The organism is Achromobacter sp. SLBN-14 (assembly GCF_006715415.1).
In the GTDB taxonomy this organism is placed as follows: Bacteria; Pseudomonadota; Gammaproteobacteria; order Burkholderiales; family Burkholderiaceae_B; genus Achromobacter; species Achromobacter mucicolens.
Genome location: NZ_VFNE01000001.1, coordinates 4109051 through 4124166, shown reverse-complemented (window position 1 = coordinate 4124166; position 15116 = coordinate 4109051). Strand labels below are relative to the sequence as shown.

The window sequence follows — 15116 nt, the reverse complement described above, 5'->3', positions numbered from 1 at the left end:
GCCATGCTGAAGATTTTTGGAGCGCCCAGCCGCTACATCCAGGGATCGGGCGCCCTGGAAACGTTGGGACAATATGCGGCGCTGTTCGGAAGACGCGCCGCGCTCGTCATCGACAGCTATGTCCATGGCGTGCTGGGTCCAAGAATCGAGGCGTTGTGCGCCGGGCACAGCGTGACGCTTGTCCCGCTGATCGTGGAAGGCGACCTGACGCCCGAGGTCATTGACGGCTTGCGCGCGCAGGCCGCGCCCGCGGGCATCGACATGGTCATTGCGGTGGGCGGCGGCAAGTCGCTGGATGCGGGCAAGGCCGTTGCGAAGTCGTCCCACTGTCACCTGATCACCGTTCCCACGGTGGCGTCCAACGACGCGCCCACCAGCAAGAACTACGTGCTTTACGACACGCATCACAATCTCCTTGCCGTCGAGCACATGCTGTTCAATCCCACCATCGTGCTGGTCGACACCGCGATCATCGCGACCGCGCCGGTGCATTTCTTTCGTGCCGGACTGGGCGATGCGATTTCCAAGAAGTTCGAAGCCGAGCAATGCCAGCGCAATGGCGGCAAGAACATGTATGACGCGGCGCCGCTGCTCACGGCCCAGCTCATCGCGGACGGCTGCCTGCGCACGCTGATGGCGGACGGCGCTGACGCCGTGGCCGTGGCGGGAACCGGCCAGCCCACGCCCGCGTTCGAGCGCGTGGTGGAAGCGACGATCCTCATGAGCGGTCTCGGTTTCGAAAGCGGCGGCCTGTCCATTGCCCACGCCCTGACGCGCGGGCTGCCTAAGATCAACGGCATCGCGACGGCGCTGCATGGCCTGCAAGTCGCGGTGGGCCTGCTGGTGCAGCTGGACCTGGAAAACCGCGGCGATGGCATGCTGGCCGATCTGCAACAGTGGTACGCCCAGGTCGGCCTGCCGACCACGCTGCGCGAACTCGGCGCGCCCGGCATGCCGACGGACGCGGAATTGACGATGGCGGCGGACCTCAGCCTGAAAGCCAGGCATGCCGCCAACTTCGATCGCACGCTGGATGTGAGCACGCTGGCTGAGGCCTTGCGGCGCCACGCCTGATCCGGCTTAGCGCAAAAAAGCGGGCGGCGCTGACCGCCCGCCCGCGCCGCTTGCCCGGTCAGAACGCGACGTTGTCCTTTCCTTTCAACCCCAGCTTGGCCCGCGCCTCGTCCGGCGTGGCGACCTCGAGGTTCAAGGCTTCGAGAATGCCGCGGATGCGTTCGACCTGAACGCGGTTGGATTCGGCCAGCTGACCCGGCCCGATCCACAGCGAATCCTCCAGCCCAACCCGCACGTTCGAGCCCATGGCCGCGCCGATGGTCGCCAGCGGCATCTGGTTGCGTCCGGCGCCCAGGATCGACCACTCGTAGTCGTTGCCAAACAGGCGGTCCGCCGTGCGCTTCATGTGCATCAGGTCTTCCGGATGCGGACCGATTCCGCCCAGAATGCCGAACACGGACTGGATGAAGGGCGGCGACTTGACCAGACCGCGGTCCACGAAATGGGCCAGGTTGTAGAGATGGCTGATGTCATAGCACTCGAATTCGAACCGCGTGCCGTTGGCATTGCCCAGCGTCAGGATGGATTCGATGTCCTGGTACGTGTTGCGAAAGATCAGCGAGCGGCTGTTTTCCAGATGCTCGCGCTCCCAGTCGTGCTTGAACTCCGAGAAGCGGTCCAGCATGGGAAAGAGGCCGAAGTTCATGGAACCCATGTTCAACGACGCCAGCTCCGGCTGGAACGTGGTGGCGGGCCGCATGCGCTCTTCCACCGTCATGTGCGGGCTGCCGCCCGTGGTGATGTTGATGATGGCGTCGGTCTCGCGCTTGATGCGTTCCAGGAAGGGCTTGAACAGCGCCGGGTCCTGCGAGGGCTTGCCGGTCTGGGGATCCCGCGCATGCAGGTGCAGCACTGCAGCGCCGGCCTTGGCGGCGCCAATGGCGGCCTCGGCGATCTCGTCGGCCGTGACCGGCAGATGCGGCGACATGCTGGGCGTGTGGATGGCGCCCGTCACGGCGCAGGTGATGACGACTTTCGATTTGGGCTTAGCCATTGTTGTCTCCGTTGCATTGTTTGTGACGCATGAGGCGCATCAGCTTTTCGTCACGCCAGAAGCGGCGTGCGGCAAGATCCTCTTCGGGCAGCAAGGCGCGCCGCTCGTCGGACAGTGAGTCGACCAGCGCGCCTTCCCAGGCCACGCAATCGCCTTGCGTGGCGCCGATGGATTGGTACAGGCCGCCGTAACGCCGGCAGTAATCCGCGATGCCGCCCGGCGCATTCAGATCGATGGTTTCAAAGGGGCCCATGAAGGACCAGCGCAGGCCAAGTCCGTCCTTGACCGTGGTGTCGATGTCTTGCGCGCTGGCGATGCCCTGGCTTGCAAGACGGAAGGCCTCTTGCAGCAACGCGCCTTGCAGACGGTTCAGGATGAAGCCTTCGATTTCGCGCCGCACCAGCACGGGCTTCTGGCCGATGCCGATCATGATTTCCCGCGCACCCGCCAGCGCTTCGGGACTGGTCCAGGGCGCCGGACACAGTTCGACCACAGGAATCAGGTAAGGCGGATTGACGGGATGAGCGACGAGGCACCGACGCCTGCCGGCAAGATGCTCGGTGAACTGGCTTGCCGGGATGCTGGACGTGGAACTGCCGATGATGGCGTGCGGTTCGGCCAAGGCATCCAGTTCGGAAAAGAGCGCACGCTTGATCTCCACTTTTTCCGGTGAGTTCTCCTGGACGTAGCTGGCGCCGGCCAGGGCTTCCTGCAGGCTGGAAGACACCTGCACACGATCGACGATGGCATCGGCGTCGTCCAGCAAGCCCTGCGCTTGCAGCACGCGCAGCTGCTGCAGGATCAGGGTGCGCGCCTCGGCGAGCATGGCGGCATTGACGTCGTGAAGCCGCACTTCCCAGCCCATGCGCGCAAAGACAATGGCCCACCCCTGCCCGATCAATCCCGTTCCAATGATGGCGGCGCGCCGCACGGCGTTTTCCGTGCCCATCAGTAGAGCTTTTGTGTGAAGCCGTCCACCACGATGGCCTGCCCGGTGACGCTGCGGGCGGCTTCGCTGGCGTTGAACAGGACCATGTTGGCGATATCGCGCGCGGTGACCATGCGGCCAAGCACGGCCTGGTTTTCGTATTGGGCCGCGATCTCTTGAACCGGCCGGCCCAGTGTGCCGGCCTTGGCGGCGATCACCGCGCGAATGCGGGGACCTTCGACCGCGCCGGGCAGAATGGCGTTGACGCGGATGTTATGGGGACCCAGTTCGATGGCAAGCGACTTGGTGAAACCGATCACCGCCCACTTGGATGCCGAATACACCGACCGGCCGGCGAACCCGAGGTGCCCGGCCGCCGACGACAGATTGATCATTACGCCCGCCTTCGACTCCTTGAGCAGCGCAATGGCCTGGCGCGCGCACAGGAATTGTCCCGTGATGTTGACGGCAAGGGTGCGATCCCAGTCCGCCTTGGAAAGCGTTTCCACAAAGCCCGTGGGACCGGCGACGCCGGCGTTGTTGATCAGGATGTCCAGGCCGCCCAGCGTCTGGCGGACCGCCGCGAAGAGCTGCTCGACGCTGGCCTCGTCAGACACATCGGCATGCGCCACGTGCACGCCGGGCAATTCGGTGGGCAAGGCTGCCAGCCGCGCTTCATTGACATCGCACACGAACACGGTGGCGCCGGCATGATGAAAGACCTTGGCCATTTCCAGACCCAGTCCATCGGCGCCGGCCGTGATAAGCACTTTCTTGCCGTTGAAATCGACTTCCTCGAACATGCTCTTGTCTCCTCGGATCGTTCTTATGAGCGCGAATCATCATATACGATATATGATAAAACCGGCTATGCTGTGATCCGCCAAGCGGCCCTAACCTCGTACAAAAGGCGTGGTCCGCCAGACGGAATCAAGTGTGGTTTTTTCTTGTATATCGGCCGCTAAGGCTTTATTCATGCGGTTTCAGGGAATTCCCTGATTCGGCATGCAGCGACCGCCACTAGAATCCAAGGCGAGGGTTTCACGCCCCGCCGGCACATATATCATATAGCAAAAGACGGACGGACCTCAGGATCCAGTCCGCATCCCATACCGACAAAGGAGCGTAGACAGTGTTCAAGTTCAACAAAATTGTTTTGGCGCTGGGTGTGTGCGGCGCGCTGGCAAGCGGCACCGCAGCAGCCGACATGAAGGTGGGCGCCCTGTTCCCGTTCAGCGGCGCGCTTGCGCTGCTTGGACAGGAAAGCTATCGCGGACTGGAACTGGCCGTGAACGAGATCAACGCCGCGGGGGGAGTGAACGGCGAAAAGATCGAAATCATCAAGGCCGACGCCGTGGATCCCACGCAGGCCGTGTCGGAAACCAAGCGTCTGATCTCGGCCAACGTGGTCGGCGTCTTCGGCAGCTACGCGTCGGGCATTTCGTACGCCGCCTCGCCGGTGACCGAGCTGGCCGGCGTGCCCTACTTCGAGTTGGGCGCCACCGCGCACAAGATCACCACGCGCGGCTACAAGTACCTGTTCCGCAGCAATCCCAACACCGCGCTGTACGGCGTGTCGGTCGTGAATGCGCTGCACGAGACCATCGCGCCCGGCATGGGCCTGAACCCCAAGGACATCAAGATTGGCATCATTCACGAAGACGGCCCGTATGGGACCGACGTGGCGGCCACCGAAAAGAAGCGCGCGCAGGAACTTGGCTACAACGTCGTCGAAGTTCTGCCCTACTCGGCCAAGACCGTTGACCTGTCTTCGCTGATCTTGCGCCTCAAGGGCGCCAAGGCCGACGTGGTGCTGCAGACGGCCTACCAGAACGACGCCATCCTGTTCTTCAGCCAGGCGCGCGCGGCGGGCTTCAAGCCCAAGGTCGTGATCGGCGCGGGCGGCGGCTATTCGCTTGCCGACACCGCCAAGGCTGTCGGCGCCGACATGAACGGCGTGTTCGACCTGGACTTCCCGCAAGCGTCCATCAACCCGGCCGGCGCGCCGGGGCTGGACAAGTTCCTGAAGGCCTACAAGGACACGTACAAGAGCGATCCGCAATCCGGCCACAGCCTGACCAACTACGTCGGCGCCAAGGCGTTCTTTGAAGCGATCGGCAACGCCAAGTCCACGGACAAGGACAAGATCCGCGCCGCGGTGCTGGCCTACAAGAAGCCCGCGGGCCAGACGGCCAATGGCTGGGGATTCGACTTCGGCGAAGACGGACAGAACAACGCGTCCACCTTCTACGTGATGCAGTGGCAGGACGGCAAGCTCGTCACCATCGGTCCTGACAACCTCGCTCTCGGCAAGCCCATCTTCAAGAAATAAAGCGCGATGCCAGCGGCCGGACGCGGGGGGCTTGCAGCCCCGGCGCGCGTCCGGCATTACCCGGGGTTCGAGCGCCCCGTCCCTGGAAGCTGCGGGACGGGGACGGGGCGCCTCCCGCACTTAGAGGTTGCACAATGGAATTATTCATTCAACTGGTCATCAATGGCCTGTTGCTGGGCGGCGCATACACGATCATCAGCCTGGGGCTGACACTCATCTTCGGCGTCGTGCGCGTCGTGAACTTCGCGCACGGCGAGTTCCTTATGATCGGCATGTACATGGTCTATCTGATCGCGGCGCAGTTCGGCATCCACCCCTACGCCGGCCTGATTCCTGTCGCCGTGATCCTGTTCGCGCTGGGCGCGCTGACGCAGAAGGGCATCATCCAGCCGTTGCTGCACGCCGACCAGCACATCCAGATCTTCGCCACGGTGGGGGTATCCACCATCCTGCTGAACCTGGCGCTCGTGATTTTCGGGGCCAACGTGTACCGCGCGCCGGTGGAGTTGGGCACCAACGCCATCGACGTCGGCCCGTTCTCGATGGTCACCGGCCAGCTCGTCACCTTCGTCATCGGCCTGACCCTGGCCGTGCTGCTGCACCTGTTCATGCACCGCACCTATCTTGGCCGCGCGCTGCGCGCCGTGGCGCAGCACCGCTATGCCGCCACGCTGATGGGCGTGAACGTCAACAACGTGTACGCCATCGCCTTTGGCCTGGGCACCGCATTCGTGGGCATCGCCGCGGGTCTGCTTGCGCCGCAGTATCCGGTGTTCCCGACGGTGGGCACGTACTTCGTGCTGACCGCGTTTGTCATCGTGGTGCTGGGCGGCCTGGGCAGCCTGTACGGCGCGGTCGCCGGCTCCATGATCATCGGCATCGTCGACACGCTGGCGGGTTTCTACATCGCGCCCGACCTGAAGGAGGTCGTCTATTTCGGGATCTTCCTCTTGATCCTTGTCCTGAAGCCTAACGGTCTGTTCGGCATCGGCACAGAGTGACCAGAACAACAAGGAGCAAGACGTGTTTCCCGACTTTCGACATCCCAAAGCCTACGTCAGCCTCATTCTGCTGATCACGATGTTCCTCGTGCCCGTCGTCATGGGCACGCCTTTCTGGACCAACCTTTTGTCCTGCTGTTCGTGTTTTCCGCGCTGTCGGTCGCCTGGAACATCGTGGGCGGCTATGCCGGCCAGTTGTCCCTTGGCCACGCAGTGTTCTACGGCATCGGCGGCTACACGGCCACCCTGCTGACGCAGAACTTCGGCATCTCGCCGTGGATAGGCATGTTTGCGGGCGCGGCCATTTCCGCCGCCGTCGCCATCCTGATCAGCTATCCCACGCTGCGCCTGCGGGGTCCCTTCTTTGCGCTGGCGACCATCGCCATCCTGGAAGTCGTGCGCCTCCTGGTCATCCACGAGGAAAGCTGGACGGGCGGTTCCAGCGGCATCAGCCTGCCCTTGAACATCGGCTGGGCCTGGATCGTGTTCCGCGAGAAGATCAACTACGTCATCATCGCGTTCGGCCTGTTCGTGCTGGTGACCTGGGTCTCGTGGTACATCCGCAAGTCACGCATCGGGCATTACCTGATCGCAATCCGCGAACGCGAGGATGCGGCGCTGGCGGTGGGCATCCACACCGTGCGCGTGAAGATCATCGCCGCCGTCGTGTCGGCCGTGCTGACCAGCATCATCGGCACCTTCCACATCACGTATCTGACCTTCGTCGACCCCAGTTCCGCGTTCTCGCTCGAGCTGTCCATCCAGGTCGCGATGTTTGCGCTGATCGGCGGACTGGGCACCGTGTCCGGCCCCATCGCGGGCACCTTCCTCGTGCTGCCCATTGCGGAACTGGCGCGCGGCTGGCTCAGCAGCGTGGGCAACGGCATGCACGGGTTGATCTACGGCCTGATCCTGGTGGCGGTGGTGCTGACGATTCCGCGCGGTCTGGCCGGCGCGTTCGGGCCCTTCATCGAGCGCATGCTGGCGCGCCTGCCCTACCTGGGCACGCCCCCGGCCAAGCGCAAGCTCGCCGACGAGATCCGCATCCGCAACGCCACGCTCAGCGAGCAGCCCGTGCTGAAAGCGGAGGGCCTGTTCAAGAGCTTTGGCGGCCTGCGCGCCACCAACGACGTGTCGCTGACCCTCAACCAGCACGAAATCCTGGGCATGATCGGCCCCAACGGCGCCGGCAAGACCACGGTGTTCAACCTGCTGTCGGGCTTTCTGTCGCCGGACAAGGGCGACATCACGATGCGCGACGAGCAAGGCAACTGGGTCAGCTGCAAGACGCCCGACGCCTTTGCGCACAAGGGCTTGGGCCGCACGTTCCAGATCGCCAAACCGTTCACGGGATTGACGGTGCTGGAGAACATCATGCTGGGCGCCTTCATTCACACGTCCGACCGCGACGAAGCCGAGCAGATCGCCCTGAAGGTGGCCGAGCAGACCGACCTGGTGAAGTACTTGAACACCGAGGCGCGCAGCCTCACGGTGGGCGGCATGAAGCGGCTGGAGGTGGCGCGGGCGCTGGCGATCAAGCCGCGCATCCTGCTGCTGGATGAAGTGATGGCGGGCCTGAATCCCACGGACATCGAGAAATCGATCCAGATGATCCGGCGCATCCGCGATTCCGGCGTCTCGGTGCTGCTGATCGAACACATGATGCAGGCGACGATGGCGCTGTCCGACCGCATCATCGTCCTGAACGAAGGCGGCGTGCTGGTCAGCGGCGCCCCGAAGGACGTGGTCGAGAATCCGGCCGTCATCGAAGCCTATCTGGGCAAGGAGTATCAGGATGCTTAAGGTGTCGAATCTGACGTCGGGCTATGGCAAGAGCCAGGTGCTCAACGGCCTGAATTTCGAGGTGCACGCGGGCGAGATCGTCACGCTGATTGGCGCCAATGGCGCGGGCAAGACCACCACGCTCAAAACGCTGTGCGGGGTGATCGCCGCCACGCAAGGCAAGGTGGAATTCGAAGGCCAGGATCTGACCAACCTCCAGCCCTACGACATCGTGGATGCCGGGATCACGATGATTCCCGAAGGCCGCCAGCTCTTTCCGCACTTCACGGTGCGCGACAACCTGCTGATGGGCTCGTACAAGCGGGCGGCCCGCCCGATCGTCGAGCGCAAGCTCGAGGAAGTGCTGCGCATCTTCCCGCGCGTGAAGGAACGGCTGAGCCAGTACGCCGGATCGCTGTCGGGCGGCGAACAGCAGATGGTCGCCATCGCGCGCGGCATGATGGCCGATCCGAAACTGCTGGTGTTCGACGAGCCCTCGCTGGGCCTGTCGCCGCTGCTGGTGCAACAGATGTTCGACATCATCCGCGACGTCACCTCGCATGGCGTCACGGTGCTGCTGGTGGAGCAGAACGTGTTCCGCACGCTGCGCCTGGCCGATCGCGGGTACGTGCTTGAGAACGGCGCGATCGTGCGCACGGGCACCGGCGCCGAGCTGCTCAGCGATCCCCATGTCAAGAAGGCCTACCTGGGCCACTGAAATCCAAGGACCATCGTCTCATGTCACAACGCTGCACATTCATCGACCATGGCAAGGGCGGCGCGCCCGATTGCATGCGCGTCGCCGAACGCGACATGGAAGCGCCCACGGGACGCCAGGTGCTGATCGAAGTTGCCTACGCGGGCGTGAACCGCCCCGACGTGTTGCAACGCTCCGGCTCGTATCCCCCGCCCCCGGGTGCTTCTCCGTATCTTGGCCTGGAAGTGTCCGGCACCATCGTCGCGACCGGGCCCGAGGCGCGTGACTGGAAGGTGGGCGACCAGGTCTGCGCACTGACGCCGGGCGGCGGCTATGCGCAGTTCTGCCTGGCCGACGAGCGGCACTGCCTGCCGGTGCCGCGCGGCATCGACCTCCTGACAGCCGCGGCCATTCCGGAGAACTATTTCACCGTCTGGACCAACGTGTTCGACCGAGCGCGCCTGGCGCAGGGCGAGAAATTCCTGGTTCACGGCGGCTCCAGCGGCATCGGCCTGACCGCCATCCAGCTCGCGCGCGCGTTCGGCGCCGAAGTCTGGACCACCGTGGGCAACGCGCAAAAGGCGCAGGCGTGCCTCAAGGCCGGGGCGCATCATGCCGTGCTGTACCGCGACGCGGACTTCGAGGCCGCCGTGCGCGAGGGCACCGGCAACGCCGGCGTCGATGTGATCCTGGACATGGTGGGCGGCGCCTACATCAACAAGAATCTGCGGCTGCTGGCGCTGAACGGCAGGCTGGTGCAGATCGCCTTCCTGGAAGGCAGCAAGGCCGAGATCGACGCGCTGCCCATCATGACCAAGCGCCTGCAATTCACAGGGTCCACGCTGCGCCCGCGCTCGGACGAGGACAAGGCCGCCATCGCACAATCGCTGATACAGAAGGTGCTGCCGCTCATGGAGGCAGGACAGTGCCTGCCGCTGATCCACGAAGTCTTCCCGCTGGCCGAGGCCGCGCGCGCGCACGAACTGATGGAAAGCAGCAAGCACATTGGCAAGATCATGCTGCAGGTGAAGCCATGAGCGCACGCTTTGCGGACCAGACCGTCATCGTCACGGGCGCCGTGGGAGGCATCGGCTCGGCCATCGTCGAGGCATTCCTGGCCGAAGGCGGGCGTGTCGGTCTTGTCGACTTCAACGCGCAGGCGGGCCAGGCGTACGAAAAGGAACTTCGCCAGCGCGGCCACGACGCGTGCTTCGTGCCGGCCGATGTCGCGCATTTCGATCAGTGCCAGGCGGCCTATGATCGCATCACGCGCGATCTGGGCCCCGCGACCATCCTGGTCAACAACGTCGGCATCTCGCCCAAAACCAACGGCCGCGCGCTCAAGGTCTGGGAAATGCCGCCGGCAGAGTGGAACAACGTCGTCTCGGTGAACCTGAACAGCGTGTTCTACATGACGCATCTGGCCACGCCGCACATGGTGCAGGCGCGGCAGGGGCGCGTCATCAACATGTCGTCGGTGGCCGGCAGGGCGTATTGCGATATCGTGGCGGCGCATTATGCGGCCACCAAGGCCGGTCTGATCGGGCTGACGCGCCACTGGGCGGCGGAGCTTGGCGAGCACCAGGTGACGGTGAATGCGCTGGCGCCGGGCCGCATCAGCACGCCCTTGCTGAAAAGCGTGCCGCAGGAAATCAACGACGCCGTGGCGTCCGTGACCGCGCTGCGGCGGCTGGGCACGCCCGAGGAAGTGGCGGACGCGTGCCTGTTCTTCGCGTCAGATCAGGCCCGTTTCGTGACCGGCCAGGTGCTGGACGTGGCCGGCGGCTGGCTCATGACCTAGCAAAAGGCCCGTTCGAATCGAACGGGCCTTTTACCGGGGCGCACGGGGTCAGGCCTGCACGCCCAGCCGGTAGACCACGGTGTCCAGGCGGCTTACGCCCGCCGACTGGAACTTGGGTTCCTTGTCGAGGATGTCGCGGCGGTCGATGATGACCGCGGGCGAAACGCCGGAAAAGATCGCCTGCACCTCGCTGTCCACCACGGAAAACGGGGGACCGGCCATCTCTTCTTGGGGATAGTCCAGCGTGATGAGCAGGCCCCGGTAAGACGGCGACAGCTGACCGTAGACGTGCCGCACGTAGTCGGCACGCATCGCGTCGGGCAGCGCAACGAGCGCCGCGCGGTCATAGACGCCCACGCAATGCGACAGCACCTGGGCATCCAGCTTGAAAATGTCGCCGCAGACGATCTCGATGTTGCCGGCCACGTAATGGGTCCCGTACACCGAATCGTGAATCACCGGCCGCAGCTCGTTCTCGTCAAAGAATTGCTCGACGGCAAGCTTGGACAGTTCCGCGCCCAGCACCTGATGGCCTTGGGCGGCCAGCCACACCATGTCCAGCGACTTGCCGCAAAGCGGCACGAGCACCTTGCCGCCCTTGGGCACGTCCAGCGACGGCCAATATTTCTGCAATAACGGCGTGACCCGCGTCTGATGAAAATGCGTGCGCCCTTCGCGCCACCGTTCCAGCCAGAATTCCGCGTCCATGACTTGTCTGCTCCTCCAAAGGATCCGTGTCGCACACGTTGCGCGCAGGACGATCGCTGGATTGTATTCCCGGCCCGGCACCCGCGCGCTTTTCCCCGCGCGCCGCGCTTTTCGGTATCTTATGTCCCCTCGCGTTCACTTCTCTGAGCCCCATGCAACGCCGCCCCCTGCTCCTGACCTTGGCCAGCCTGATCGCCGCACCGTTGCGCGCCCTGGCATCGCCCAGCCGAGACGCCATCATCCGCGGCGTGTTTTCGGCGCCGGCAGACGGATTGCCCTACACCGCGCAGCACGCCGCGCTGATGCGCCTGTTGCGCGTGCAGTGGATGCCGGTCGAGTCCGGGGCGCCCGCCATCGATTTCGAGCAGCCCCTGCTGGGCGGCGACGATACGCTGGCCATCGTCCGCCGCACGCTCGATACCGCCGACGATGCACTGGCGGTGCGCAGGATGGCCGAAGTCTGCCGGCTGGTGCCGCGCTATGTGCGCGCGATTGGCAAGCTGTCGCCGGGCCGTTATGACGTGCCGGCCGAAATGCGCGAGGCCTTCGACTTTCCGGAAAGCGGCGTGGGCGCGGACGGCACGTTTGCGCTGCGCGATGCGCACCTGATCCTGCTGCGCGCCGCCGACTGGCGCGAGGCCGAGGGGCCGGCGTTACAGGCCGTGCTGGGCGAAGGCGATCGTTTCTGGCCCATGCCCTACATCGATGGCAAGCGGCCGTACGGCGGCGCGAGCTTCTATCAAATCGACATGGCGCGGTTGCTCAAAGCGCCTTATCCGCTGGATGCCAGGGGCTATGCGGTCACCGAACCCGCCAAGGACGCCCGCCTGGCACGGCTGCATGCCGAAACGCTTGCCGCGTTGCAGGTGTTCCTGCGCCATTCCGCTGCCGCCAAGCCGAAGCGGCAGCGTTAGGCGCCCTTTGCGCGGTGCATGAAGCTGCGGATGTCGTCCAGGATCGGCACCGCGGCCAGCAGCATCAGCAACAGCGCCAGCGGCCAGGTCGATCCAAAACCGAAGTTGTAGAACGAATACGCGCCGGTCACGCCGCCCACGAAGAACAGGGTCACCATCAGGCTCAGGACGATGAGCTTGCCGCGGTCGGCCAGCACCCGCGGCATCGTCTGCGGATCGCCTTTGGCGACGTTCCAGTAAAACAGCTTGCCAAGCTCGATGCCGATGTCGGTCACCATGCCCGTGACATGCGTCGTGCGGATCTCGGACCGCGACACCTTGGTGATCATCGCGTTTTGCAGGCCCATGATGTAGCACAGCAGCATCACCGTGCCGGGAACGTAAAACCAACGCAGCGTTTCGAGGTTGGCGCCCAACAGGCCGAAGACGAGCAGCAGCACGGCCTCGAGCAGCAGCGGCAACGCATATTCGCTGGCCAGCCGGGACCTGCGGCCAAAGTTGATCAGAAAGGCCGAGCTGGCGGCGCCGGCCATGAACGACAAAAGCGCCGCCAAGCCTTGCAGCACCACGATCACTCCGCCGAGCGCCATGTGATCCGCCATCATGGAGACGATGCCGGACATGTGCGAGGTGTATTGCTGGACCGCCAGGAAACCGCCCGCGTTGACGGCGCCGGCGGTAAAGGTCAGCAGATAGGCGAGATGGCGGTTGGCTTGCGGGCTTCGGCTGACGGCGGTCAGCCGGCGCAGATACGGGATGGTCACGCCAGTCCTTTCAACAGAAGAGCGTATTCACTGCGATTCGGAAAACATTCTAGACGCGCCGGGGTGGGGTCGATCAAGGCCTGGATACGGGATAGTAAACACCGCCCAGCGCGCCGTTCAGACCGCAGTACGGCCGGCCCGCGGCATCGGCCACCCCCGCCGGCGGGTTTTCCGACACCACAAGGCCGTACCCCTTGCGCGACAACGTCAGCGTCCAGCCCTCGGCATCGACGGTCTCGACGACCAGCACCTTGTTCTTGATGGCGCCCGTGCCCCGGACATCGCACACCCAACGGCCGTTTTCCGGATGCGCCGCGGAGCCGTCGAACGACAGGCTGCCGTCGGGCTGCCGCTTGATCGAGACGCCGCCCGCGAGGTTCTCCCAGTCTCCCTCGAAGCCCTGCCGCCGCTTGAGCACCAGCGACGCAAGAAAGGCATCCCGGTACTTCAGGCGGTCGGCAAGTTCCTTTTGCGGCGGATCGTTGCCGGGCGGCGACGCAAACGCCTCGTCGCGCACCTGAACGAACCAGCCCTGATCTTGCGTCAGCGCCTTGCCCGTCGCGGCATCGAAGGTCATCCTGGCCTTGCCGAAGTGTCTGGCAATGCTGGCATCCTGCCCGGCCAGCGCGCCATCGGCGCAGATCGCCTTTTCGACCTCGGTGCGCGCCTTGGCGCAATCGAAGGAGGCCGTGCCGGCCGCCCATGCCGCCGCGTTGCCCAGCGAGAGGCACAGCGCCAGCGCGGCCAGGCGGCGATTCATAGCGAAAATTCCCGCAGGTTGGCGACCCGCTCAGCCAGGCCTTCCGCGCCCAGGTAGTGCCCCAGCGAGCCCGCGCGCACGCGCTTGATGTCTTCCTGGTAGCGGCTGGCCATCGAATCGCGGACCTGGGCATAGGCGTCGGCAAGCCCATCCCCGCACGCCTTGGCGATCAGACGCGCGGCCTCCGGGGATCCGCAGGCAACGCAGCGCGCCATACCCAGCGCATCGGGCACGGCGCCGTGCGCCAGCAGCGCGGCGACCAGCGCGACGGGCGGCTGCCGGTCGAACCGGTGCAGGGCCGTCGGGCTGACCGGCGCGCCCGCGTCCAGCAGCGCCTGGGCCGCGGAGTACGCATGCTGCATCAGGGCCACGTCCAGCGGTTGGGCGCTGCCGAGCAGCGGCGCATCGAAGCGCATGCCCTGCGCCGCCAGGCGATGCACGAGCCCGGCGTCGTCGTGCGACAACGCGTGCTGCAAGGCCAGCGTGGCAAGACTGGGGGTGCCGGCCAGCGTGCCGGCCTCAAGCGGGCCGCGCCAGTCCACCAGCGCCCGCCGGTGGAACGCGGCCACGCGGTCGGCAAGCGCCTGCGGCATCCCATGGTCCGACACGCGTTCATCCAGATACTCCAGCACGCGCAGGCCGGTGCTGTTCTCGTCTTCGCCGGGGTCGGTTTCCAGGCGGAGCGCGGCAAAGGCCGCGTGCAGGTCCGGGGCGATCGTGGCGATGCCGTCCTGCTGCAAGGCGTGCGTCCAGCCCGGCAGGCCCTGCTTCCACGCGACCACACTGCCGGCCTGCGGGCCTGGCTCCACGGCGACGTAGATGCGGTCGCAGTATTCGAAGCCGCCAATAGGCAGATAGCGCAACTTCCCGTTCCAGGTGGCGCCGTCCTCGGCGGCGGCGTCCTGGGCGCACTCCTGTTCGTGCTCGATCCAGCCTTGCAGGTCACGATAGTGATCGCTGCCGTCATAGAAGAGTTCGGACCAGCTCAGGGCCTCTTCATTGCCATCCATCTGGGCGCGCAGGTCGTACGCCAGTTCGCCCCCGGCGGTGAGCCGCCACAGGTCGAGCAGCGCGGGCGGGAGCGGCCCTTCGCACAGGGCCTGGATCTCGGCGATACGGGCGTCGGGCAATGGCGGCTGCACATCGATCAGCAGGCGGTCCGCGAACACCGCGATGCCGTGCTCGCGCAAGGCCTGCAGTTCGGCCGACGTGAAAAACTCGCTCATGGTGATGCTTCAAGGAAAAAGGGACTGGTCCGATTCTACTAGCGAGCGGTGAATCGTCGCCGGGCCAAGATGGCCGACCGCCGTTGATTTACGGCGTTTGTCCTGGGCCTTCTCCATGAGGCTGCGCGGCATCCC

The 15116-nt window shown here is 65.0% G+C and carries 13 protein-coding genes and 2 pseudogenes; 8 read left to right on the top strand and 7 right to left on the bottom strand.

Annotated elements, in window-relative coordinates; all coding sequences use genetic code 11:
• The first annotated feature begins 3 nt into the window (after positions 1-3).
• Positions 4-1074 carry a glycerol dehydrogenase gene (locus FBY20_RS18765; protein ID WP_142053915.1) on the top strand — a complete coding sequence of 357 codons (1071 nt, stop codon included), beginning with the start codon at positions 4-6 and terminating at the stop codon, positions 1072-1074.
• 58 nt (positions 1075-1132) lie between these two features.
• Here FBY20_RS18765 and FBY20_RS18760 read toward each other — a convergent pair whose 3' ends face one another.
• From FBY20_RS18760 to FBY20_RS18750, 3 genes are read right to left on the bottom strand one after another with little or no spacing between them, the layout of a single operon-like run.
• Positions 1133-2068 carry a 3-keto-5-aminohexanoate cleavage protein gene (locus FBY20_RS18760; RefSeq protein ID WP_056326915.1) on the bottom strand — a complete coding sequence of 312 codons (936 nt, stop codon included), beginning with the start codon at positions 2066-2068 and terminating at the stop codon, positions 1133-1135.
• Positions 2061-3017, bottom strand: coding sequence for a 3-hydroxyacyl-CoA dehydrogenase (locus FBY20_RS18755; protein WP_142053913.1), 957 nt, complete (start codon positions 3015-3017; stop codon positions 2061-2063). The genes FBY20_RS18760 and FBY20_RS18755 overlap by 8 nt, the downstream gene beginning before the upstream one ends.
• Positions 3017-3799, bottom strand: coding sequence for an SDR family oxidoreductase (locus tag FBY20_RS18750; RefSeq protein ID WP_142053911.1), 783 nt, complete (start codon positions 3797-3799; stop codon positions 3017-3019). The genes FBY20_RS18755 and FBY20_RS18750 overlap by 1 nt, the downstream gene beginning before the upstream one ends.
• Before the next feature lie 329 nt (positions 3800-4128).
• On the opposite strand from FBY20_RS18750, the gene FBY20_RS18745 reads away from it, so the two are divergent.
• The 6 genes and pseudogenes from FBY20_RS18745 to FBY20_RS18720 all read left to right on the top strand — a co-directional run bounded on the left by FBY20_RS18745 (position 4129) and on the right by FBY20_RS18720 (position 10609).
• Entirely contained in the window at positions 4129-5328 is a 1200-nt protein-coding gene (locus tag FBY20_RS18745) for an ABC transporter substrate-binding protein (protein WP_056326909.1), read from the top strand.
• 134 nt (positions 5329-5462) lie between these two features.
• Entirely contained in the window at positions 5463-6329 is an 867-nt protein-coding gene (locus FBY20_RS18740; RefSeq protein ID WP_056326907.1) for a branched-chain amino acid ABC transporter permease, read from the top strand.
• A gap of 22 nt (positions 6330-6351) precedes the next feature.
• Positions 6352-8132, top strand: a pseudogene (locus FBY20_RS18735) (ATP-binding cassette domain-containing protein).
• A complete protein-coding gene (locus FBY20_RS18730) occupies positions 8125-8829 on the top strand; it encodes an ABC transporter ATP-binding protein (RefSeq protein ID WP_062841762.1) in 705 nt (234 codons plus the stop codon). Before FBY20_RS18735 ends, FBY20_RS18730 begins: the two are co-directional and overlap by 8 nt.
• A gap of 20 nt (positions 8830-8849) precedes the next feature.
• The gene (locus FBY20_RS18725) at positions 8850-9845 is read left to right on the top strand and encodes an NAD(P)H-quinone oxidoreductase (protein WP_142053909.1); all 996 of its coding nucleotides are present in this window, start codon (positions 8850-8852) and stop codon (positions 9843-9845) included.
• Positions 9842-10609, top strand: a complete 768-nt coding sequence (locus FBY20_RS18720) for an SDR family NAD(P)-dependent oxidoreductase (RefSeq protein WP_142053907.1) — start codon at positions 9842-9844, stop codon at positions 10607-10609. The genes FBY20_RS18725 and FBY20_RS18720 overlap by 4 nt, the downstream gene beginning before the upstream one ends.
• A 48-nt stretch (positions 10610-10657) precedes the next feature.
• On the opposite strand, the gene FBY20_RS18715 is transcribed toward FBY20_RS18720, so the two are convergent.
• On the bottom strand, positions 10658-11317 hold the full coding sequence (locus FBY20_RS18715) for a thiopurine S-methyltransferase (protein WP_056326898.1): 660 nt from the start codon (positions 11315-11317) through the stop codon (positions 10658-10660).
• A gap of 152 nt (positions 11318-11469) precedes the next feature.
• On the opposite strand from FBY20_RS18715, the gene FBY20_RS18710 reads away from it, so the two are divergent.
• Complete coding sequence (locus FBY20_RS18710; protein ID WP_142053905.1) at positions 11470-12231, top strand: hypothetical protein; 762 nt, start codon at positions 11470-11472, stop codon at positions 12229-12231.
• Positions 12232-12242: 11 nt separating this feature from the next.
• Here FBY20_RS18710 and FBY20_RS18705 read toward each other — a convergent pair.
• The 3 genes and pseudogenes from FBY20_RS18705 to FBY20_RS18695 form a co-directional block, all read right to left on the bottom strand.
• Positions 12243-12995 (bottom strand): annotated as a pseudogene (locus FBY20_RS18705) (YoaK family protein); the annotation flags it as partial.
• Positions 12996-13068: 73 nt separating this feature from the next.
• Positions 13069-13755: a lysozyme inhibitor LprI family protein gene (locus FBY20_RS18700; RefSeq protein WP_142053903.1), complete on the bottom strand. Its 687-nt coding sequence runs from the start codon at positions 13753-13755 to the stop codon at positions 13069-13071.
• Complete coding sequence (locus FBY20_RS18695) at positions 13752-14981, bottom strand: SMI1/KNR4 family protein (RefSeq protein ID WP_142053901.1); 1230 nt, start codon at positions 14979-14981, stop codon at positions 13752-13754. The genes FBY20_RS18700 and FBY20_RS18695 overlap by 4 nt, the downstream gene beginning before the upstream one ends.
• Positions 14982-15116 lie beyond the last annotated feature (135 nt).